This is a genomic window from Bartonella doshiae NCTC 12862 = ATCC 700133, assembly GCF_000278155.1.
Lineage (GTDB): Bacteria > Pseudomonadota > Alphaproteobacteria > Rhizobiales > Rhizobiaceae > Bartonella > Bartonella doshiae.
Window position 1 is genome coordinate 486899 of the sequence record NZ_JH725094.1, and the last position, 22603, is coordinate 509501.

The 22603-nt window shown below is 37.6% G+C and carries 19 protein-coding genes and 1 pseudogene; 6 read left to right on the forward strand and 14 right to left on the reverse strand.

All coding sequences use genetic code 11. The annotated features are described in order from the left end of the window. Positions 1 to 25: 25 nt before the first annotated feature. The 4 genes from rnhA to cyoE form a co-directional block, all read right to left on the reverse strand. Complete coding sequence (gene rnhA / locus MCS_RS02150) at positions 26 to 493, reverse strand: ribonuclease HI (RefSeq protein WP_004855065.1); 468 nt, start codon at positions 491 to 493, stop codon at positions 26 to 28. Between the two features lie 5 nt (positions 494 to 498). After that, on the reverse strand, positions 499 to 1458 hold the full coding sequence (locus MCS_RS02155; RefSeq protein ID WP_004855067.1) for a homoserine kinase: 960 nt from the start codon (positions 1456 to 1458) through the stop codon (positions 499 to 501). Then, the gene (ispH, locus tag MCS_RS02160; RefSeq protein WP_004855070.1) at positions 1458 to 2513 is read right to left on the reverse strand and encodes a 4-hydroxy-3-methylbut-2-enyl diphosphate reductase; all 1056 of its coding nucleotides are present in this window, start codon (positions 2511 to 2513) and stop codon (positions 1458 to 1460) included. The genes MCS_RS02155 and ispH overlap by 1 nt, the downstream gene beginning before the upstream one ends. 199 nt (positions 2514 to 2712) lie before the next feature. Then, complete coding sequence (gene cyoE / locus MCS_RS02165; protein ID WP_004855073.1) at positions 2713 to 3630, reverse strand: heme o synthase; 918 nt, start codon at positions 3628 to 3630, stop codon at positions 2713 to 2715. 405 nt (positions 3631 to 4035) lie between these two features. On the opposite strand from cyoE, the gene MCS_RS02170 reads away from it, so the two are divergent. Together MCS_RS02170 and tldD are read left to right on the forward strand one after the other, a co-directional pair. Further along, the gene (locus MCS_RS02170; protein WP_004855075.1) at positions 4036 to 4575 is read left to right on the forward strand and encodes an invasion associated locus B family protein; all 540 of its coding nucleotides are present in this window, start codon (positions 4036 to 4038) and stop codon (positions 4573 to 4575) included. Between the two features lie 97 nt (positions 4576 to 4672). Then, complete coding sequence (tldD, locus tag MCS_RS02175) at positions 4673 to 6091, forward strand: metalloprotease TldD (protein ID WP_004855081.1); 1419 nt, start codon at positions 4673 to 4675, stop codon at positions 6089 to 6091. Positions 6092 to 6153: 62 nt separating this feature from the next. Here tldD and MCS_RS02180 read toward each other — a convergent pair whose 3' ends face one another. From MCS_RS02180 to MCS_RS02215, 8 genes are all read right to left on the reverse strand, one after another. Continuing rightward, positions 6154 to 7407 carry a class I SAM-dependent RNA methyltransferase gene (locus MCS_RS02180; protein WP_004855082.1) on the reverse strand — a complete coding sequence of 418 codons (1254 nt, stop codon included), beginning with the start codon at positions 7405 to 7407 and terminating at the stop codon, positions 6154 to 6156. After that, positions 7400 to 8152, reverse strand: a complete 753-nt coding sequence (locus MCS_RS02185) for a TlyA family RNA methyltransferase (protein WP_004855084.1) — start codon at positions 8150 to 8152, stop codon at positions 7400 to 7402. The genes MCS_RS02180 and MCS_RS02185 overlap by 8 nt, the downstream gene beginning before the upstream one ends. A gap of 3 nt (positions 8153 to 8155) precedes the next feature. Further along, positions 8156 to 10078: a 1-deoxy-D-xylulose-5-phosphate synthase gene (dxs, locus tag MCS_RS02190; protein WP_004855086.1), complete on the reverse strand. Its 1923-nt coding sequence runs from the start codon at positions 10076 to 10078 to the stop codon at positions 8156 to 8158. A gap of 240 nt (positions 10079 to 10318) precedes the next feature. Further along, positions 10319 to 10573: an exodeoxyribonuclease VII small subunit gene (locus MCS_RS02195; protein ID WP_004855088.1), complete on the reverse strand. Its 255-nt coding sequence runs from the start codon at positions 10571 to 10573 to the stop codon at positions 10319 to 10321. Positions 10574 to 10580: 7 nt separating this feature from the next. Further along, positions 10581 to 11693 (reverse strand): 3,4-dihydroxy-2-butanone-4-phosphate synthase, encoded by a 1113-nt coding sequence (gene ribB, locus MCS_RS02200; protein ID WP_004855089.1) that lies wholly within the window; start codon positions 11691 to 11693, stop codon positions 10581 to 10583. A 4-nt stretch (positions 11694 to 11697) separates the two neighbouring features. Beyond that, a complete protein-coding gene (aroC, locus tag MCS_RS02205) occupies positions 11698 to 12798 on the reverse strand; it encodes a chorismate synthase (RefSeq protein ID WP_004855093.1) in 1101 nt (366 codons plus the stop codon). A gap of 143 nt (positions 12799 to 12941) precedes the next feature. Beyond that, positions 12942 to 13760 (reverse strand): enoyl-ACP reductase FabI, encoded by an 819-nt coding sequence (gene fabI, locus MCS_RS02210; protein ID WP_004855094.1) that lies wholly within the window; start codon positions 13758 to 13760, stop codon positions 12942 to 12944. 122 nt (positions 13761 to 13882) lie between these two features. Next, positions 13883 to 14785 carry a DnaJ C-terminal domain-containing protein gene (locus tag MCS_RS02215; protein WP_004855097.1) on the reverse strand — a complete coding sequence of 301 codons (903 nt, stop codon included), beginning with the start codon at positions 14783 to 14785 and terminating at the stop codon, positions 13883 to 13885. Positions 14786 to 15048: 263 nt separating this feature from the next. Here MCS_RS02215 and pdxH point away from each other — a divergent pair, with 263 nt between their 5' ends. Continuing rightward, positions 15049 to 15672 carry a pyridoxamine 5'-phosphate oxidase gene (gene pdxH / locus MCS_RS02220; RefSeq protein ID WP_004855099.1) on the forward strand — a complete coding sequence of 208 codons (624 nt, stop codon included), beginning with the start codon at positions 15049 to 15051 and terminating at the stop codon, positions 15670 to 15672. Between the two features lie 506 nt (positions 15673 to 16178). On the opposite strand, the gene ubiA is transcribed toward pdxH, so the two are convergent. Next, positions 16179 to 17183, reverse strand: a complete 1005-nt coding sequence (gene ubiA / locus MCS_RS02225) for a 4-hydroxybenzoate octaprenyltransferase (RefSeq protein ID WP_004855104.1) — start codon at positions 17181 to 17183, stop codon at positions 16179 to 16181. 90 nt (positions 17184 to 17273) lie between these two features. On the opposite strand from ubiA, the gene purD reads away from it, so the two are divergent. The 3 genes and pseudogenes from purD to MCS_RS02245 all read left to right on the forward strand — a co-directional run bounded on the left by purD (position 17274) and on the right by MCS_RS02245 (position 21528). Further along, on the forward strand, positions 17274 to 18548 hold the full coding sequence (gene purD, locus MCS_RS02230) for a phosphoribosylamine--glycine ligase (protein ID WP_004855108.1): 1275 nt from the start codon (positions 17274 to 17276) through the stop codon (positions 18546 to 18548). Positions 18549 to 18993: 445 nt separating this feature from the next. Further along, positions 18994 to 19483 (forward strand): annotated as a pseudogene (locus MCS_RS08035) (hypothetical protein); the annotation flags it as partial. A gap of 809 nt (positions 19484 to 20292) precedes the next feature. Further along, complete coding sequence (locus MCS_RS02245) at positions 20293 to 21528, forward strand: MFS transporter (protein ID WP_004855115.1); 1236 nt, start codon at positions 20293 to 20295, stop codon at positions 21526 to 21528. 409 nt (positions 21529 to 21937) lie between these two features. Here MCS_RS02245 and MCS_RS02250 read toward each other — a convergent pair whose 3' ends face one another. After that, on the reverse strand, positions 21938 to 22465 hold the full coding sequence (locus tag MCS_RS02250; RefSeq protein WP_004855117.1) for a DUF6101 family protein: 528 nt from the start codon (positions 22463 to 22465) through the stop codon (positions 21938 to 21940). Between the last annotated feature and the right edge of the window lie 138 nt (positions 22466 to 22603).

Genomic DNA, 22603 nt, shown 5'->3' on the forward strand with positions numbered 1-22603 from the left:
AAGAAAAAAACTTCCAATCAATGACCTATGCTAGAATATATCCATTTTCGCGATATTCAGTAATCGCTTTCCGCGCCAGTGTATCTGCGCGCTCATTGTCTGGATGGCCCGCATGTCCCTTAATCCAATGCCATCTAATAGTATGGCGAGAACAGGCATCTTCGAGATCTTGCCATAATTCCCTATTTTTAACAGGCTTTTTTGATGCAGTCCTCCAATTATTTTTCTTCCAACTTTCAAGCCATAAAGATATACCGTTACGAACGTAAACAGAATCGGTATAGAGATCAACCGAACATGGTTCTTTTAGTGCATTCAATGCACAAATAGCGGCCATCAATTCCATTTGATTATTGGTTGTATGCATGTCTCCACCATGAAGCTCACGTTCATGACCATTCCAACGCAGAATTGCTCCCCATCCTCCAATTCCAGGATTTCCCGAACAAGCACCATCTGTATAAATCTCAACGATTTTTTGTTGATTTAACATAGAATTCAAAAACCTAATTCATTTAACGAATCTATATTACTGAAAAAACAAAGCTTGTGCCAATATTCCCAAGGATCTTTCTTCGTTACAAAACTATCTGATGGCGTATTAAACCAATCATATAAGCGTGTAAGTAAAAAACGCAAAGCTGCCCCCCGAGCCAATAGAATAATCGCATTTAATTCTAAAGGAATTAACGGCTTTATTCTTTGATAATTTTCCAATAGCTTTCGTGCTTTGATAAGATTATAAGAATGGTCATTTTCAAAACACCAAGCATTTAAGCAGATAGCTAAATCGTAAGCGAAAAAATCATTGCAAGCAAAATAGAAATCTATAATACCAGAAAGATGATGATTTAAAAAAAACACATTATCATTAAATAAATCAGCATGAATAATACCTGTTGGCAAATTCGATGGCCAATTTTCTTCTAAAAAAGCCAATTCTATCTCAATTTTTTGTCCAAATTTTTCTAACAGAGCATCTTCCTTTACTTGACAACTTTTCCATAAAGGCCTCCAATCCACGAAAGACATAGTATTCTGACGGCTCAATGAAAAATCCTCTCCCGCTAAGTGGAGTTGTGCTAAACTTTTCCCTACCTCACAACAATGATATAAACTGGGTTGGCGGACCCAGGCACCTTCCAAAAAAGTAATAATAGCAGCAGGGCGCCCTGACAATTCACCGATCATGGTTCCATCATTTTGAATCACCGGTTGAGGACAAGGAATCCCACGCTGCCCCAAATGTTGCATAAGACTACAAAAAAAAGGCAAATCATCTTTTGAAATACGTTTTTCATAAAGCGTTAGAATAAACTGTCCCTTTGTTGTGTATAGCATAAAATTAGAATTTTCGATGCCTTCCTCTATACCCTGATAGGAGAGAAGCGTCCCTATTGCATAACGTGTTAAAAAAGCTTTTAAATCATTTGGATAAATATCTGTATAAACTGCCATTATTCTACTTTCTTTGTAAGCACACATTTTTCCTTATTGTCATGTTTAAGCATTTTAGCTTGACCATTAACAAAAGCCACATCTTGAGGTGTTAAGGAAATGTCGCGTAATTCACGATTGACCAAAAATTTCTCTGTTTCTACCACCGTTTCAGCCAATTCTATTGTAACGTCATAACGTTCACGAAAAGCCGCAATAATTTCATCAACAATAATCTCAGGAGCAGAAGCCCCAGCTGAAATGCTTACAACAGAAAGATCTCTTAAACGATCGAAATCAATCTCATCTGCACGTTGAACAAGAACAGGTTGGCGTGCTCCGAATTTTTCTGCAACCTCTACCAAACGCCGCGAATTAGAGGAATTTGGTGCACCAACAATTAAGAATAAATCACTCCCCAATGCCGCTGCTTTAACAGCATTTTGGCGATTTGTCGTAGCATAACAAATTGACTCTGCAGCTGGTGCTTCTAAAGTAGGAAAACGTCTCTGTAAGACATAAAGAATCTTTGCAGTATCTTCAACAGAAAGCGTAGTTTGCGTCACAAATCCCAAGTTATCTGGATCATCCGGCTGATAATGCAAAGCGTCTTCTACCGTTTCTATCAAGGTAACAGCTCCTTCTTCAAGCTGTCCCATTGTGCCTATAACCTCAGGATGACCAGAATGACCAATCAATATAACATGACGGCCATGACGTTGATGCCGTATCGCTTGTTTATGAACTTTAGAAACTAACGGACATGTCGCATCGAGATAAAATAGGTTATAGCGACGTGCTTCTTCTGATACAGATTTTGGCACACCATGAGCAGAAAATATTACAGGTTGTCTGCGATGTTCTTCTGGAATTTCATCAAGTTCTTCAACAAAAACAGCACCTCGTTGCTGCAATCCCTCAACGACATAGCGGTTGTGCACAATTTCATGACGAACATACACTGGAGCTCCATACTTTTTTAATGCAAGAAGAACAATCTGAATAGCACGATCAACCCCAGCACAAAATCCACGTGGCCCGCAAAGACGTATTGTTAAAGGAGGAAGTACAGACATAAATCATCCTGAATATTTATTTACCATATTTAGACAAAGCATCGTTATACATTCGCGAAGCAGTGTAAAGAGAAAAACGAGAAATATTGCCCTCCTGCAATATAAGCAGGCTCCCCCATCATAGCTATATGGTATTCTTGGGAAAAGTTGTTTTACATTTGCTCTTTCATCGCATTGTTTACTAAAGGATGCAAAAATCCTAAACAAGAGCTTCAATCAAAAGCGTTCCGAATATAGCAGCCAAATAAAACAACGAAAAGAAAAACGTCTTTTTTGCCATTAAAATAGTTGCATCATACGTATCAGATTTCCATAAACGGTAGGAAAAATAAATAAAAACAATACTGAAAACTGTTGATGAAATACCATATAAAATTCCTGCAAGACCTGTTATGCAAGGACCAGCGACACTAGCGACCATGAGAAAAGTATAAAACAAAATCTGCTCTTTTGTTGAGCGTTCACCTCGTACATTAGGCATCATAGGAATACCTGCAGCCTCATAATCAAGAGATGAAAACAAAGAAAGAGACCAAAAATGCGGTGGAGTCCACATAAAAATAATTAAAAATAATAGAAAGCTATCAATACTTACCGTTCCTGTCGCAGCAGCCCATCCAATCATTGGTGGAAACGCTCCAGCTGCCCCACCAATAACAATATTTTGTGGTGTAATACGCTTTAGCCAAATTGTATAGATAACGACATAAAAGAAAATTGTGAAGGCAAGAAAAGCAGCCGTGAACCAATTGATGAAAATCCCCATAATTAAAACAGAAAATAAAGCAAGAACCAAACCAAAAACAAGAGCTCTTTTACTGCTGATTTTACCACTAGGAATAGGGCGATTCTTGGTGCGTTCCATGATTGCATCAATATCGGCATCATACCACATATTAAGTGCCCCCGCACTACCACCACCTACAGCAATACAAAATATTGCTAAAAAACCATAGAATGGATTCATCGAAACAGGTGATACAACCAATCCGACCAAAGCTGTAAAGACAACAAGTGACATAACCCGCGGCTTCAATAACGCGACATAATCACCAATACCAGATTTTGGAAGAACTGATTTACCACTTGTAACCGATAACTTTTCCGAGACAGACATTCCGCTCAATGACCTTTTCCATCTTCGTCATCCACAAGAAAATACTGTTTGGTATATAGGAATGACCAGTTAATATCATAGTGCTTTCACAAACATTTGGCACACTTCTTTCTATATTCATCCATTACAAAGAGAGGAATGTTTCAAAAAAAATGCACTTTTTTAATACACCTATTTAAAAATGTATCATAGAAATAAAATACGTACTACCATACGTTATCAAGCAGTGCTAAAAGCTTTTTTCCTATAAAGCACTGCCTTTTACTTTTGCTTTTCTTTCATCCATATGGATCAATATAGTTGGGTAGATGTAAGTTTTGTGTTAAATTAAGTTTAAAAATGTACTTATCGTACTTATACAAATCTATGCACAATGCATGTGATAGTGATTCGGGTAGGACTTCTGTGATCTTTTATAATTTACTAAAAAGAACTTTCTTTGTTTATGCTATAATTTTTGTACTGTATCATGCCTCTATAAACCATGCACTTGCACAGACATCTAACATCCAAAATATTCCCGCTCCCCAAACCTATGGAGCATGGACAAGAGTTTGTTCTTTGCCACCAGGTACACCCAATCTGCAATGTGAAATTGTGCAAAATGTACAAACACAAAATCGCCATGATATTACCTTTCGTGTTACATTTTATAAACTCCCTAAGAATCAAGGTGCTTTAATGCGTGTTTTTGTTCCGATTCGTGTTGAATTGCGCCTTGGCGTTGGACTTAAAATCGATGATAAGAATATGGGAAAAATGGAATATCGCCGTTGTCTTGGTGACAATTGCGTTGCTGAAGCTTTCCTTAAAGAAGATATACTAAAGCTCTTTTTAAAAGGTAAAACAGCGACTTATTTCATCTTCACAACGCCTGAGCAAGGTGTAGGAGGACTTATTGATCTCCAAGGACTGAGCGATGCCTATGCAACCTTACCAACATAAAAACTCATGCATATATAGTGAAGCCATTTTATTCTTATAACGTGCTTTAACAGAAAAATAGAAATCTTCTAGGTTCCATAAAAATAGGATAACCATTATGAAATCACTGATTGATCATTTTGATATTGCTTCGTCTAAAGTGCAGTCACTGGTACAAGATACACTTCATCATGCTGATGATGGAGAACTTTACCTTGAATATACAGAAAGCGAAACGCTTTTATTTGATAATGGACAACTTAAAAACGGTTCATTTAACCAAGATATGGGATTTGGCCTACGCGCTGTCGCCGGAGACGCTACTGGATATGCACACTCTAATGAATTATCCGCCGCTGCACTTAAACGTGCCAGTGAAGTGGCTAAAGCTATTACTTATAACAATCATGCGGGATCTTATAGTATAGCCCCTCAAAAAACCAACAAGAAACTTTATCCACCACATAATCCTCTTGATGCTCCATCATTTGAGGAAAAAAGTATACTTTTGCAAAAAATTGATGCCTATTTACGGGAAAAAAATGATAAATTGCATCAGGTTACTGTTTCTCTTTCCGGTTCGTTACAGCATGTTGAAATTTTACGTGCTGATGGGCATCTCATTCGTGATATTCGTCCTCTTGTACGACTTTCCATATCTGTTGTTGCTTCTAACGGTAATCAGCGAGAAAATGGCTTTTATGGATGTGGTGGACGACAAACATTTCACCAATTCATTAACGAAGAAAATTGGAAAAAAGCTGCTGATGAAGCTTTACGTATGGCTCTAACAAACCTAGAAGCAGAAGCAGCACCTGCAGGGACATTTGATATTGTCTTAGCCAATGGATGGCCAGGTGTTATGCTTCATGAAGCCGTAGGACATGGTTTGGAAGGTGACTTTAATCGCAAAAAAACATCTGCTTTTTCTGGACTTTTGGGAAAACAAGTTGCTGCAAAAGGTGTTACCGTTGTTGATGATGGTACAATCCCCCAATGTCGTGGTTCACTCACCGTTGATGATGAAGGCACCCCTTCAGGATATAATGTTCTTATTGAAGATGGAAAACTTGTTGGTTATATGCAAGATAGGCTCAATGCTCGACTTATGGGGGTTAATCCAACAGGAAATGGACGGCGTGAATCCTACGCACACACGCCAATGCCGCGAATGACAAATACGATTATGCTAGGAGGAGACAAAACACCTGAAGAAATACTTTCCTCACTCAAAAATGGTATCTACGCTGTTTCTTTTGGTGGTGGACAAGTTGATATTACTTCTGGAAAATTCGTCTTTGAATGTATGGAAGCTTACCGAGTAAAAAATGGCAAAATTGTAACGCCAATAAAAGGGGCAACTCTTATCGGAAACGGGCCAGATGCTATGAAACGTATTACAATGATTGGAAATGATAGTAAACTTGATAATGGTATAGGGATGTGCGGAAAAGCTGGTCAAAACGTTCCCGTCGGTGTTGGACAGCCCCACCTACGAATCAATGATATGACAATCGGTGGAACAGCTCTTTTATAAATTACACAAAATGAATTTGGTTAAAAAAATTTCAGCACATCGAAAAAGCTTTTTCCTTGAAGCTAAAGTTTCCAACTTGTCTTTGCTTTGCGCTTGCTCAAAACAGCAACAATTTCAACATGTGGTGACCATAAAAATTGATCAATTGGTGTGATTTGTTCTACTGCATAACCACCTGCAACAAGAAGAGATAAATCACGAGCAAATGTAATAGGATTGCATGAAATAGCTATCACACATGGAATTTTTGCCTTAGCCAGTTCATGTACCTGCTCTTCCGCACCAGCACGTGGAGGATCAAAAATAACACATTCAAAACGCTCAAGTTCCTTCACAGAAAGTGGACGGCGAAAAAGATCACGTTTCTCACAGGTTACTTTTTTTAAACCCGTTGCAAAACGTGCCGCTGAATCTAAATTTGCTAACGCTACTTCATTATTCTCAACCGCATGAACATTCACCTTTTTAGCCATCCGCAAAGTAAAGGTTCCAAGTCCTGAAAATAAATCAGCAGCATTCTTTACTTTTTTTAAATGGGCCAAAATAATATCGCTTATGATATTCTCTGCTTCATAGGTTGCTTGAAGAAAACCACCTGAAGGTAATTCAACAAGCACATCTCCAAAGGAAACCAATGGCTTTTCTTGTTCAATCAAGATTTCGCCTTCAACAGACAAACGCGTAATCCCACATGAAAGAGCTGCATGCACCATTTTTTGACGAATAAATTCATTACGTACAACACAACCGTTTAAAGCAACATCAAAACCATTTTCAACGTGTGTTATTGTGATGTGAAATCGTTTAGCATGATTGCTTAGAAAAGCGCAAAGCATCCTGATATCATTAAGCTTAGATATAAGCTCTGGACGACTCACTGGACATTCTTCAAGTGCTATAACATCATGAGAAATATGACGATTAAAACCAACTCTATAACCTTTCCGTGTAATGGATGCTGTTAAAGTTATTCGACGTCGACTATAAGGTTTACACTCGACTAAAGGTGACACAACAATATCAAGCCCATACTCTTTCAGTATATCAACAACCCGTTGTCGTTTCCACATGCTATAAGCATCAGGATGCCAGTGCTGAAGTGTACACCCACCACATTCTCCAAAATGCTTGCAAAGAGAATTAATGCGCTCCGGTGATTTTTCCTTCAATGCTATGAGCGTACCATATTTTCCATGAACAGAAATTTCCGCAGACTCTCCTGGTAGAGTAAAAGGAACATAAACCAAGCCATACAAAGTTTTGATGACACCATAACCATTTGCTCCAATATGGTCGATTATAACGCTATCACTCACTCTTGTTTTTCTCCGCGAATAATAAATATTCCAGATTACCATGACTGCCCATAATAGGTGAAGGAAGCAAACCTTTTGCACTCCATCCCGTTTGTGTATTTAGCCAGACAAAGAGTGCTTCAGCAGTCTTTTTAGCCATTGATGGATCTTTCAATATTCCCCCCTTACCAAGCTGCTTACGGCCAACTTCAAATTGAGGTTTTACCAATAAAACGGCTTGCGCTCCCTTTTTCGCCAAAGATAAAGCAGGTGGTAAAGCGAGCTTGAGAGAAATAAAACTAACATCTGATACAATAAGATCAATCTCACGATGCCCAAAATGTTTTGGTTTCAAATCTCTCACATTCATACCTTCTAATAAGGTTATAGCACTGTTACCGGATAAACGCGCATCAAATTGATTATGGCCAACATCAATAGCAATCACATGAGAAACCCCACGCTCTAAAAGAACTTGTGTAAATCCCCCTGTTGATGCCCCAATATCAAGAGCAATTCTTTCAGTTGTTATGACCGGAAACGCTTCGAGCGCAGCAATTAATTTCAATGCTGCACGTGAAACGTAATTTTGCGCAGGATCACAAACTATAATTTCTGCATCATCAGAAATCATTTGCCCAGCTTTTAAAATTGTTTTTCCATCAACTTTAACTGTTTGTCGCATCACTGCATCACGTGCCCGTGAGCGAGTCGTAAAAAAGTTTTTGTCAACTAAAAGAATATCGAGCCTTTTTTTTACGGCCATATATCATACTCGAATTTTTTGCACTGTCCGAATATCACGACCCAAAGCAGTCAAAACCGTATTAACAATACCAACCGCATCAAGTCCAACACGCGCAAGAACTTTCTCTGGTGAACCATGATTCAAATATTCATCCGGAAGTTTTAATGTGCGAACTTTTAAGCCACGTTCTAAAAGCCCTTCTTGTACAAAGAACTGTAGTAAATGCGCTCCAAACCCACCTATTGCACCTTCTTCAATCGTCACCAATACTTCATGTTCACGTGCTAAACGACGCATCAAATCCTTATCCAAAGGCTTTGCAAACCGTGCATCCGCAACCGTTGTAGATAACCCCTCCACAACCAATGCATCAGCAGCTGATAACACTTCTGACATTCGCGTTCCAAAACAGATTAAAGCTATCCTATTTCCCTCACGCAGCACACGGCCTTTACCAATCTCGAGCAATTCACCACGCTGTGGTAAATCCAACCCAATACCTTCACCACGCGGATACCGAAAAGAAATTGGCCCCTGATCATACGCTGCAGCAGTACGCACCATATGCATAAGTTCAACTTCATCAGAAGGCGCCATAACAACAAATTCAGGGAGTGTGGTTAAAAAAACAATATCAAAACTGCCAGCATGTGTTGCTCCATCAGCACCCACAAAACCTGCCCGATCAATTGCAAAACGCACCGGTAATTTTTGAATTGATACATCGTGAATAATCTGATCATATGCACGCTGTAAAAAAGTGGAATAGATCGCAACAAAAGGTTTATAGCCTTCACAAGCAATTCCAGCAGCAAAAGTCACTGCATGTTGTTCAGCAATACCAACATCAAACATTCTTTCAGGAAATTTTTCTGCAAAAGAATCAAGACCCGTGCCTGTAGGCATTGCTGCCGTTATACCTACAATCTTATCATCATGACTGGCTTCCTCTATTAGAGCCTTAGAAAACACCTTTGTGTAAGAAAGAGCATTGCTTTGTATCTTAATTTGTTTCCCTGTCACAATATCAAAGCTATTAACACCATGATATTTATCAGATGATGCTTCCGCAGGTGCATACCCCTTCCCTTTATGCGTTACGATATGTACCAGAACAGGACCATTGGGATATTCACGAACATTTTTGAGAACAGGTAATAGATGATTTAAATTATGACCATCTATGGGGCCAACATAATAAAAGCCAAGTTCATCAAATAGAGTTCCTCCAACAAAAAAACTACGCGCAAATTCTTCTGAACGACGCGCTTTATCCAAAAAGAACTTTGGCAACTTTTCGCTGAACATCTTCACTCTTTCACGTAAATTACGGTAAGAGGGACGAGAAACCAACCGTGCAAGATGAGCACTCATAGCACCAGTAGGAGGTGCAATAGACATATCATTATCATTAAGAATAACAATCAAACGTGCATCCAAAGCACCTGCATTATTCATCGCCTCATACGCCATACCAGCAGACATGGCACCATCACCAATTACAGCAATGACATTTCGTCTCATCTCTGCTTTCAAAGCACTCGCCACCGCCATGCCAAGACCTGCTGAAATAGAAGTGGAAGAATGACCAGCACCAAACGGATCATATACACTTTCGGAACGTTTCGTAAAACCTGACAATCCGTCTTCTTGACGCAGTGTGCGAATTCTATCTCTACGCCCCGTCAAAATTTTATGGGGATAGGCTTGATGACCAACATCCCAAATAATCCTATCCTCAGGCGTATTAAAAACATAATGCAATGCGATAGTGAGCTCAACGACACCAAGCCCCGCACCAAGATGGCCACCCGTTACAGAAACCGCATCAATTGTTTCGACCCGCAATTCATCAGCTAATTGTACTAAATCAGACTCCGGCAATGCCCGCAAATCTTGTGGAAAACAAATACAGTCAAGTAATGGTGTCAACGTTCGAGACAAATAAAGCTCCTTAATATTACCTTATCAAGAGAATAAAAGAAGAAAATTATGTCTTCTATACCCCTTTGTTTATAGTTTCGCACATTTTCTACTGGAAAAACATTCTCTATTTAAAATGATTTATAGATTCTCATCTTTCAATTATTTCACAAAAAATAAACTGCTAAAGTTTTTTCCATATAAATGAGGTTTCTTCGCCCTCTCCCTACATTGCAATGTATCCTCCAAAATCACTGAATATTATTCAGAATCAAGAGGCTCTACACCTTCTGGACAACCTTTATCTGAAAGCTGAATTTTCTCAACTTTAGCTTCGGCCACTTTTAAAAGATTCTCGCAATGTTTTTTAAGAGATTCACCACGCTCATAAATATCAATTGATTGTTCTAAAGGAACATTCCCACGTTCTAAATTTTCAACAATAACCTCAAGCTGCTTCAGCGCTTCCTCAAAACTTAATGTAGTGATATCTCCCTTTTGTATCTCTTTTTCCATATCATCCTCACAAAATATCCGTTCTCGATATACGAATTCCAAACCCTTCTAAACCAACATAATAACGTTCTTTAGAAGCATAAACGATAACAGAACTAATCCCTAAATGTTTTAGAATTTGCGCTCCTAAACCAATTTGACGCCATTCTTCTTCACGTTCAAGCGCCTGTACATGATTTTCTAAACCTTTCATTACCCTTTCTTGACTGCCAATGGCTTGTTGTGCACCAACACCAACAGATCCTTCGCGTAAGTAAACAAAGACACCACGTTTTTCTTTTTCCACCATACGCCGCATAATCGCTACAACTTCTGAAGATTGACCAAAAACATCATTCATAATATTTTCACGATGTAACCGTACAGGAATATCTTCACCGTCACGAATATCGCCAAAAACAATTGCAACATGTTGGACTGATTCCCAAGGAAGTTGATAACTTTGAACAACAGCTGGACCCGCTAAAGTTTCAATATGCATTTCTCCAACATGCCTGATCAACATTTCCTTACGTTGGCGATACGCAATCAGATCTGCAACTGTTATTATGTGCAATTGATTATCTTGTGCAAACTTTGTAACTTCATACCCATGTTTAACACTGCCATCATCATTGACTAACTCACCAATAACACCAACAGGCGGTAAACCGGCCAATTTACATAAATCAACAGCTGCCTCTGTGTGACCTGAGCGCATAAGAACCCCTCCCTCATGCGCAATTAAAGGAAAAATATGTCCTGGACGAACAAAATCACTTGCACCAGCATTTGAATTCGCAAGATTACGAACTGCTAATGTGCGATCGTACGCTGAAATACCTGTTGTTATCCCGTGTTTAAAATCAACAGTCACAGTAAATTGCGTTCTGTGTGTTGAATTATTATCCGAGACCATAGGTGTAAGATTAAACCGTTGTGCTTCTTCCTTTGGCATAGGTGCACAAACAATTCCCGTTGTATGGCGAATAATAAATGCCATCTTTTCTTCTGTACAATGAACAGCAGCAACAGTTAAATCACCCTCGTTCTCACGGTCATCATCATCCGTAACTACAACAATTTCACCACGTTCAAAAGCACGAAGTGCAGAAACAATTTTTTTTTGATCATACGTCATTGATTTACCTTTCGAAGCAACCAACCTGGCCACGATGCCTAAGATAATGGTCAGCAATAGCACAAGCAACCATCGCTTCACCGACAGGAACAGCACGAATCCCAACACACGGATCATGACGCCCCTTTGTTACAACGTTGACTTCATTACCATCAACATCAATAGAACGACGTGGAATCAAAATGGATGAAGTAGGTTTAACAGAAAAACGTGCAACTATTGGCTGTCCACTCGATATTCCGCCTAAAATGCCACCAGCGTGATTAGATAAAAAAATCGGTTTTCCATCACTTCCCATACGCATTTCATCTGCATTTTCTTCTCCCGTCAGATGGGCCGCTGCAAAACCATCACCGATTTCAACCCCCTTAACAGCATTAATCGACATTAAAAAAGATGCAATATCTTGATCAAGTTTTGCATAAATAGGCGCTCCTAAACCTGCAGGAACATTTTCTGCAATAACCTCAATAAGGGCACCAACAGATGATCCCTTTCTACGCAATGTATTAATATAATCACTAAAAACCTGCACCATCTCTGCATCAGGTGTAAAAAAAGGATTGTTATCAACTTCCAACCAATTCCAACGATCACGATTAATATTATGAGGACCAATCGCTATAACAGCACCCCGTACAACCAAACCAGGAACAATTTTACGTGCAAGAGCACCTGCCGCAACACGTGCTGCTGTCTCACGTGCTGAAGAACGTCCGCCACCTCGAAAATCACGAATGCCATATTTAACCTCATAAGTATAGTCTGCATGGCCCGGACGATACTGATGAACAATCGAACTATAATCTTTAGAACGCTGATCCATATTTCGAATCAAGAGGGAAATTGGCGTACCTGTTGTCACCAATGTTGCCCCATCATCTTGAGCTACAACCCCTGAAAGTACCTCTACTTGGTCCAGTTCTCGGCGCTGCGTTGTATATTGGGATTGCCCTGGCCTACGTTTATCAAGATAGGCTTGAATTTCTGAAAGAGTAAAAGCAATGCCCGGAGGGCAACCATCGATAACGCAACCAAGAGCAGCACCATGGCTTTCACCCCATGTTGTTACACGAAACAAATGACCAAATGTATTATGCGACATGTAAAATGACCCGTTTCTTCGTCAAATATACGTAACCATAACGCCTGTCGAGATGTGCAAAAAACTTCCCATCTCCAAATACCATTGGCCATTTCAAGCTCGATTCAATTTCCGTTGCTCAAGAAAATCTCATAAACTAAGATTTATTCTTTAACGACGGAAATATCCGGTGCATCAACAGCTTTCATACCTATGATGTTATAACCTGAATCCACATGATGCACTTCACCTGTAACAGAACGAGATAAATCTGAAAGAAAATAAAGAGCGGAATCCCCAACCTCTTCAATTGTTACCGTACGACGTAAGGGAGCATTATACTCGTTCCATTTTAAAATATAACGGAAATCACCAATACCAGAAGCAGCTAACGTTTTGATTGGCCCAGCAGATAAAGCATTCACACGAATATGCTTAGGCCCTAAATCTACTGCTAAATATTTCACGCTTGCTTCAAGTGCTGCTTTAGCAACTCCCATCACATTATAATTAGGAACAACCTTTTCTGCGCCATAATAGCTCAATGTTAAAATTGAACCTCCCTCCGACATCAATTTCTCTACACGCTTTGTTAAAGCCGTTAAGGAATAAACGGAAATATTCATGGTCATCATAAAATTTGATTCGCTAATATCAACATAACGACCGCTTAATTCATCTTTATCCGAAAAACCAATAGCATGAACTAAAAAATCGAGCTTGCCCCATTTTTGCTCTATAGTTTGAAAAACTGCATCAATAGACGCACTATCAGAAACATCGCAATGACCGCAAACAAACCCATTCACTTCCTCAGCCAAAGGTTCAACACGTTTTTTCATCGCCTCCCCCTGATAGGTAAAAGCAAGCTCTGCCCCTGCTGCATTCGCCGCTTTAGCTATTCCCCAAGCGATAGAGCGATTATTAGCCAACCCTAAAATTAGACCACGCTTTCCGCACAATAAACCATTACTCTTCGCCATCAGCACTGTCCCATTGCTACTCGAAATTAATATTATCCGTCTGCCTATGACATAGGTCAACTTTTTCTTCAAGTCATTGGTTTAAAATCCAATAAAAACTATGCTTTTATATCATATAAATATTAACTTTTTTGCATTTGTAAAAATTGTTCTAATGCTGCATCTCCACCTTCCGGCAACATAATACGAATATGCACATAAAGATCATCTCTTTTACCATTTTTTAGACGTAGCCCTTTCTCTTTCAACCGTAGAACACGATCAGAACTCGACCAAGCAGGAATAGTTAAGACAACACGTCCCTCCAAAGTTTCAACTTCTTCTTTTGCTCCCAAAACAGCATGTTTAAGAGGTACTGGTAAATCAAGATGAAGCGCCCTTCCTTCAAGTCGAAAACGAGGATGTTTTTGAATGTGAATGGTCACTAACGCATCTCCTGCTTGCCCATAGCTCACCTCTTCTCCCTGACCTTTTAAGCGAATAACTTGCCCATCTTCAACATAATCTGGAAGCTTAATTTTTAATTTTTTTCCATTGGGAAAAACAGCTTCTACCTTTTCTGCACCAACCATCTGCTCCAATGTTATTGTAAGAGCAGCTCGAACATTTGCACCTTGTTGAGGCTTATTATATTGTGCAGATTTTGAAAAGCTCCCTCCTCCCCCAAACAAATCACGGAAAATATCGCTTGCATCAAAACCTGCTCCACCTGAAGAACCAAAATCAAATCCTTTCGTTCCTCCTGAAAAAGGATTATGTCTATTTTTAAAACCTTCACCAGTGCCATAGGCTTGATAAAGTGGTTTGCCTTCCATATCAATTTCACCACGGTCAAATTGGGCTTTTTTGTCTTTATCACCTATAATTTCATAAGCTTGATTAATTTCAGAAAACTTTTCTTTAGCCTTTGCATCATCCGTATTGTGATCTGGATGATATTTCTTTGCTAACTTTCTAAATGCCGATTTAATCTCTTGTGGTTTTGCGGTACGTGCCACACCCAAAATTGTGTAGGGATCACGCATATTGACCTCTTTTCATTTTCAAAATATCAACTGACACGTTGTTCAACATCCCTTACAGCTTCTCATCAATCATTTTATAAAATGATTTTCCTTTCTTTATATGTCTATAAAAGAACGAAAATACCAGATAAAATAGGTATTTTATTTTATATTGTTCATTATATCCTATGCGAAAAGAAAAAATGAGCACTTTCTTGATAACAAAATAAATCAACAGAAAACAAAAGATAATTCCTGCAAGCTTGCTGATACTCGGAGATACTATGAACAACAAAATACAAACAAATAGTGATTTGATGCAAACGCAAAAACCTTTTGCACTCTTCGCAAAATGGCTTAAAGAAGCAACAAAAAGCGAGATAAACGATCCGAACGCTATGGCGTTAGCAACGGTCGATGAAACAGGCTTCCCCAATGTACGTATAGTTCTTCTTAAAGACTTTAGTCCCCAAGGTTTTGTCTTCTATACCAACTATGAAAGTTGCAAAGGACACGAAATTTTAAAATCAATGAAAGCATCCTTATGTTTTCATTGGAAATCTCTACGTCGTCAGGTCAGAATTAGAGGAATTGTTGAAAAAGTCAGTCCTCAAGAAGCAGATGCGTATTTCCAATCACGACCACGCGGCAGTCGCATTGGTGCATGGGCCTCCAAACAATCTCAACCATTAGAAAACCGTTTTATTCTCGAAAAAGCAATAGCTCACTATACGATACGTTATGCAATAGGCAATATCCCTCGTCCACCTTACTGGTCTGGTTTCCGTGTTAAGCCACTTTCTATCGAATTCTGGAATGACCGCCCATTTCGTTTACATGATCGTCTCCTCTTTACGCGCGATTCTCCTGAACATCTTGAGTGGAAAAGCCAAAAACTTTATCCTTAATTCACCCTAAACTTAAAAATAGGTAACCTTTTTTCTATAAGGCTAGAGTGAAAATTAAGATTAAATCATTGATTTCAATTTCAATAGAAAAAAACATCTTCTGTACGAAATGTGATTAACAGCAATCTTTTTCGTATTATATCGTTCAAATAAAAAGGATTGTGATGTCCTTATAAGAGCAAAACGTTGTCTTAACAGAAACTCAAGAAATAATGACGCTCAAATCAAAGTAAAGAAGCAGAATATTCTCCACATTTTAACCCTAATGAAATCTAGAAAAATGAGAAATTTGGATTAAAACTAAAGGAGACGTTTCAAACATCTCAACGTTCTGCTTTTCATCCATTTCCAGAAATTGGAAAATGCAACGAAAAACCTGTTTTGTATGGAAAGGTATCTAAAATTGACACAACAAAATTAAAAAATTAATGCAGGCATTTTAAATTTTTATTCCTTTTTGTTTCAGCATTCCATACCCCACGATTCTGACTTCTCGATGACGGTTTTTAAATCATAGGGTAAAATACTTTCCATATACCGCCACACACTAAACCAACAAAAATCAAAAAACCAACAAATGAATTCGATTTGAACAACTTGAGGCATTGTGCACTGTCATCTATATTGATGATTTTAATTTGCATAAACACGTGAATACTTGCAACAAAAAGACCTAAAAAGCTGAGAAGAGGGACTTGTGCTAAATAAAATGCTAAACTGACAAATACTATAAAACCGCTATATAAAAATACCAGCGCGCGCTTTGTGCCTTTACCAAAAAGAAGTGCCGTAGAAAGTACTCCTACAGTAACATCATCTTCCTTATCTTGATGTGCGTAAATTGTATCATAGCCCATGGTCCATAAAATTGACCCTATATAAATAAAAACTGGTGCCCAACCCAAACTTCCATATACTACTGCCCATCCCATCAATGCTCCCCAATTAAACGCAATTCCTAAAAAAAATTGTGGCCAATATGTCACGCGCTTCATAAAAGGATAAATTGCAACTGCCACCAATGATGAAATGCCCAGAAAGAAACTAAACCTATTAAATTGCGATAAAACACCTAAACCAACCAAACATTGCACGAATAAAAAAACTTTTGCCTGAAAGCGACTGACATGACCTGTTGGTAAAGGACGAGACCGTGTTCTTTCTACCTGAGAATCAATTTTATGATCTATAAGATCGTTCCAAGTACAACCTGCCCCCCGCATGGCTATGGAACCAATAAAAAAAAGGGTAAGGTACCATAACCAATTTATTAACATTGATAAAAGAGATAATTGAAACATTTCACAAGAAAGAAACGCCATGGTCGTCGACCAAAAACAAGGCCACATCAACAATTTCCATCCGATAGGCCGATCCCAACGTGCTAATTGGGCATAAAACCACAAAGAGCTTGGAAGAAAATTATAAACCCATTGTTTAGAAGACGCGTCCATAACGCGACCCTGATTTTCACAGGATTGAATATGTGCAATATTTTTACTTTTTTTCATTAAATGATTTCACCTTTAGTCTTGCGATAGAAGCATTTCATTCTTATGACAAGAGAACTAGATTAATCATTTTCTGTAGTAGGAACAAACATGAATATTCTTCTTATCGGTTCAGGTGGACGGGAACATGCTTTAGCATGGAAAATAGCAGCATCACCACTGCTAACAAAATTATATTGCGCTCCTGGAAATCCTGCAACAATGGAATTGGGTGAAAACATCGATTTAAACATTGATGACCATCTTCTCGTTATTGAATTTTGTAAAATACATTTTATTGACCTCGTGATTGTTGGACCAGAAGCACCATTAATTGCAGGTATAACAGATTCCTTGAATCGCGCTCATATCCCTGTCTTTGGCCCTACTCAAAAAGCTGCTCAGCTAGAAGGCTCAAAAGCCTTTACAAAGGAATTATGCCATAAGAATAACATTCCTACAGCAACCTACCAATGCTTTAATGATGCTGCAAAAGCCAAAGCCTATATTCAACAACAAGGTGTCCCCATCGTCATAAAAGCTGATGGCTTAGCTGCTGGTAAAGGCGTTGTTGTTGCCACAACAATGGAAGAAGCATTAAATGCTGTTGATACCTGTCTCAAATGTACAGTAAACAATATAGGAGAAAAAATTGTTGTAGAATCCTTTCTTGAAGGTGAGGAGGCAAGTTTTTTCTGTCTTTGTGACGGTAAAAACGCACTTCCTTTCGGATCTGCTCAAGATCATAAACGTATTGGTGATGGTGATACTGGAGCAAATACCGGTGGTATGGGAGCTTATTCACCAGCTCCCATTATGACCCAAGAAATGGTTGATCGTACTCTCAAAGAAATTGTTAACCCTACTCTACAAAGTATGGATAAAATGGGAATCCCCTTTAAAGGAATCCTCTTCGTCGGATTGATGATAACACAAAAAGGACCCCAATTAATTGAATTTAATGTACGATTCGGTGATCCAGAATGTCAAGTTTTAATGATGCGTCTACAAGATGATATTCTTCCAATTCTTCTTGCCGCGGCCCAAGGAAAACTTGAAAAGAAATCCATTCAATGGTCTGAAAAAACTGCCTTGACTGTTGTTATGGCTGCTAATGGATACCCAGATTCTCCTCAAAAAGGTACTATTATCCGCAATATTGATAAAGTAAATGCTCTCCCGGACGTGAAAGTTTTTCAAGCTGGAACAGCTTTACACAATGGAGAAATCATTGCTAATGGCGGACGCGTTTTAAATATAACCGCAACAGGAGAAACCGTTACACAAGCGCAAAAACGCGCCTATGAAGCTGTTGATTGTATTGATTGGCCAGAAGGCTTTGTCCGCCGCGATATTGGATGGCGCGCCATTGCACGAGAAAGTTAAATCCTTTGAATATTCTTTTTCATGTTTGGATACTTGCACAAAACATAATGTACAATTCTGCTAACCATTCTATATCACTCATGTGGAAAAGACTCTTAAATTTTCCTTTGAAACATAAAACATGGCAATAAGATATTCACGCTCATTACAAAATAAAAAAAGACGCGATCTCTACACATAAAATTGCAATCATATTAACTATCTTATTGCTGTATTTATTGAAATAACCATTCTCTTAATGCATATCCCATCATTAATGCATATCCCATCATTACCTATACAAGGTATTGATTTATATAGATAATTTATCGTTATTCATATTGAATAAGAGACCCGAATATCCTGAGATTCTCTCATTTCAAATCTGCTTATCTTGGATCAATCAAAATCACTTGCTTGCACGTCACTGGCGTGTGGGTAAAAACACTAGAAGAAAGGAGTAAAAATGCCTCTTATGAATCGTCTTAATGCAAAGGCTGTCGCAACATTGGGAGCTAGCAAATATAATGATGGTGCCAGCTTGCTTCTTCACAAGCGTAAAGATGGTGGTGCTCAATGGCTTTATCGTTATACTATTCATGGTCGGCGCCGTGAAATGGGCTTATGTGCCTTAAGAAATGCTTCTTTAAAAAAGCACGTGCTTAGGTAAACAGCGTCATAAAGTTAAAAACATGCCGGCAATAGATTGGAGAGATATACCGGCTTTTTATAAAATACTTTGCGAAGCATCAAGCCTAACACAACTGGCTTTGCGCCTACTTATTCTTACAGGTATTCGTACGCGTCCTTTGCGTCATATCCATAAAGATCAGGTTGAGGGTGATATATGGACAATTCCTGCTGAGAATATGAAGGGAAAACGTGATGCTACAATAGAATTTTGTGTGCCCTTATCAACAGAGACATTAGAAATAATATTCTTTTATCGAATAATCTTATAGTAGAAGATAGCCACTCTTGACAACTTACGAAACTAGACTGGTATTGGTATACTAATATTCTGTTTTGGCTGATGCCAGAAGAAGATCAACGTATTTTTAAAGGCATTTATTGCAAAAAACTGGAAAAACAGGTAGATTTATAGCTAAAAAAGAGCTTATGTATGTATGATAATAGTCTGTTTATTGATATATTTGTCATTCTAAAGGATAAATATTTCTACTGCAATTAAAATCTGGCTTATTTTAAAATTTCCCGCTTTAGCAAGAAATTGAAAGCATATCTTCTTATAAATAATGAGTACGTACGCATTGCTGTCTTCAGGCTAAAATAATACAATCAATATTTACTTAAAAAGCATCTTCTACCCGTTGTCAAGAATAGCAAAATTTACAGCATTTTTGACAAAAATAGGCACGGTTCCCTATTTACTCGTGTTGGCTTTATCCATTCTTATCAAAAAATAATTATACAAAGAATAAATCTAATATTGCATTATGTAATATGTGAAGAACACTATCGCACTAGTGTGAAAAAAGTGAGCTATTTATTGTATTAATATGGCAGATTTTGAGATAATAATTTTTACATTCCTTCTTTTTTAAAAAGAAACTAAGAAAGAAAAATTATTATATTTCTTGATACTGGTCTAAATGTTTGTATCATCATGAATATTTATTTAAGTTTTCTATTAACTTATTAAGAGATTTATTAGAATATACGATTCCTTTAAAGTTCATATCACAAATTTTATTAAATGTAGTGTAACTTTAAACGTAAAAAATTTTAATATCGGATGGTTGATATGAACTCATTTTTCAAAAAGAGTCCATTATCTCTTTTTCTCTCTCTATTTATTTCTAAAGTTGGTGATTCTGCTTATGAAGTTATTTTTATTTTACTTGTCTTAGAATTAACAGATAACTACTTTTTTACAGGTCTTGTGTATTTTTTTCGATTTATCCCTTTTCTCTTTTTTGGCCCTATAGGAGGTTGGTTAGCTGATAATTTTTCTTTGAAGAAAAATATGATCTTAAGTGAATTTGTTAGATTATTAGCCTCATTATTCGTTTTTATAACATATATAACAGGTACTGCACATATTATTGTTCTTATTTTTGCAGCAATATGTACAACGATAGGAAGAAGTATTTTTCAACCAAGTTTTCAAGCCGCTATTCCGAGAATGTTTTCAATAAATGAGCTTACAAAGGCAAATAGCATTGCACAAATTATAGAGGAAACTGCATCCGTCATTGGCCCTTTAGTTTGTTCGGTACTGCTTTTTTTAGCAAATAAATCAGCAGTCCTCATTTTTGATTTTTTTACCTATTTCATATCTATTATATTGTTATTTAATCTCATGAATTTAAATTCAAGTAAGAATAAACCATTCAATTTTATAAAAATTTATCGAGAAACAGCTTCCTATCTTAAATATATTTCTACAGAAAATAATAATTTATTTATTACGCTCGTTGGCTCATCGTTTGCTATTCTCTTTACTGGTGCAATTTTAAGATTTTTAATTCCAGCTTTTGTGCTCTCTGTGGGTGGAGAGGAAAGCTTTGTTAGTTATATTTTTTCTCTCATTGCTGTTGGAACTATTGTAGGTGGTTTGTTATATAGTAAAATTATATTAAATGTTACATCATTAAAGCTCATGGTATTTTGGCTCCTTTATGGGGTTATTCTGTTTGTTATGCCCTTAATAGCAGGACTTTATTTAAAACTCCTTCTCGTGTTAGCATTTGTTTTAGGATTTATTGGTGCATTTGTGGATATTAGTTTAGTCTCAGCTATTCAATTATATTCTCGTCATGAAGATTTTGGTAATAGTTTTGGAACTTTTTCAACTTTAGCGAACTCTGCAGAAGCAGTGTCTGGCTTTATTGCTGGACTCTTTGCACTCGTGGGATTAGTGAGCTCTTTTTTAGCTATGTCTGCATTAATTATTTCAACTGGAATGATTGGAGTTATAAAAATTAAGAAAAATAAAGATATAACACCCCTTAACACTACAGTCGATGACGATCATTGATATATTTGATATTCTACATGCCGTTTTTTAAGATGGTTAGTTAATTATATTTGAAAAAAAATTTATATTCCTAACTGCTTTTTGATGATTTTACGTAGAGTGGTATTAATTTGCCAGATTTGACGACAGTTGCTTTATCTCCAAAAGTAACGAAGTAATGGGAACTTTTGTCTATCCTGTGCATGGGGAAAAAATATAAAATTCCTCTATGTTCTTCCATTCTCCAAATTCTCGAGGATGTTGCGAATCAACGCCTCTATTTAGATCAAAAGTCAAAATAAGCTTAAAGCCCGCAAAAAACGTCATTGTACAGTGACATACTCTAAAAATTGATACGTACTTTCAATGCTCCGCTTGTCAAAAATAAACGCATCAATTTGAATAATAATAAAGCCAATGCATATCAATACTACTGTAACGCAACCTGATTCGCGATCACCAAACGCAATCCTAACGAATTACCATAACGGAGGACAAAGCGCTTTCGTTTAACAGGCAAAGTTGTATAAAAAAATCGACGTAAATCAGAACGATCTTTAACAACTATAACACCATTATCTTCAGTGATCATAAGCATAGGAAGCGCATAAGTATCTGCCCATAAACGCCAATCTAGAAGAACATTATTTAAATCTCTCGAAACTAAAAGTGGAATACAAACTTCTTCATCAGCATGAAACAGCTCTAATGCAACGGCTTTTTCCCCTGAACGCATTTTCACAGTACGTGCTGCAATTCCTTTAAAATGATAAGGTGGTACTAAACGCGACAAACTTGAAAGAGTATCCATTTTAAAAAAAACACCGCGCTCACTTAATGAACAAATCATTCTATTGCCCGTTTTTGATGAAAAATATGTCGTTGTTTGTGGCAAATGGCACGGATCTAACCGAAATTCAAGCCCCGCTTTTGCCTGATTAAAGCATTGATTAGCCATATATAGTTGTCCCAATTTATCTTAATAACATATACCCTCTAACAGCTTTTTCCCACTGGATTATTAAAAGATTCAATAAAAAACAATAGGTTTCTTTTTTGGTTACTAAAATCTAAACAAAAACACTTCCTAAACTTT

Bases quoted from the DNA above. Each gene is read 5' to 3' on its own strand.
- rnhA (WP_004855065.1), bottom strand. From the start codon at position 493: ATGTTAAATCAACAAAAAATCGTTGAGATTTATACAGATGGTGCTTGT.
- MCS_RS02155 (WP_004855067.1), bottom strand. From the start codon at position 1,458: ATGGCAGTTTATACAGATATTTATCCAAATGATTTAAAAGCTTTTTTA.
- ispH (WP_004855070.1), bottom strand. From the start codon at position 2,513: ATGTCTGTACTTCCTCCTTTAACAATACGTCTTTGCGGGCCACGTGGA.
- cyoE (WP_004855073.1), bottom strand. From the start codon at position 3,630: ATGTCTGTCTCGGAAAAGTTATCGGTTACAAGTGGTAAATCAGTTCTT.
- tldD (WP_004855081.1), top strand. From the start codon at position 4,673: ATGAAATCACTGATTGATCATTTTGATATTGCTTCGTCTAAAGTGCAG.
- MCS_RS02185 (WP_004855084.1), bottom strand. From the start codon at position 8,152: ATGGCCGTAAAAAAAAGGCTCGATATTCTTTTAGTTGACAAAAACTTT.
- MCS_RS02195 (WP_004855088.1), bottom strand. From the start codon at position 10,573: ATGGAAAAAGAGATACAAAAGGGAGATATCACTACATTAAGTTTTGAG.
- ribB (WP_004855089.1), bottom strand. From the start codon at position 11,693: ATGACGTATGATCAAAAAAAAATTGTTTCTGCACTTCGTGCTTTTGAA.
- aroC (WP_004855093.1), bottom strand. From the start codon at position 12,798: ATGTCGCATAATACATTTGGTCATTTGTTTCGTGTAACAACATGGGGT.
- fabI (WP_004855094.1), bottom strand. From the start codon at position 13,760: ATGGCGAAGAGTAATGGTTTATTGTGCGGAAAGCGTGGTCTAATTTTA.
- MCS_RS02215 (WP_004855097.1), bottom strand. From the start codon at position 14,785: ATGCGTGATCCCTACACAATTTTGGGTGTGGCACGTACCGCAAAACCA.
- pdxH (WP_004855099.1), top strand. From the start codon at position 15,049: ATGAACAACAAAATACAAACAAATAGTGATTTGATGCAAACGCAAAAA.
- ubiA (WP_004855104.1), bottom strand. From the start codon at position 17,183: ATGAAAAAAAGTAAAAATATTGCACATATTCAATCCTGTGAAAATCAG.
- purD (WP_004855108.1), top strand. From the start codon at position 17,274: ATGAATATTCTTCTTATCGGTTCAGGTGGACGGGAACATGCTTTAGCA.
- MCS_RS02245 (WP_004855115.1), top strand. From the start codon at position 20,293: ATGAACTCATTTTTCAAAAAGAGTCCATTATCTCTTTTTCTCTCTCTA.
- MCS_RS02250 (WP_004855117.1), bottom strand. From the start codon at position 22,465: ATGGCTAATCAATGCTTTAATCAGGCAAAAGCGGGGCTTGAATTTCGG.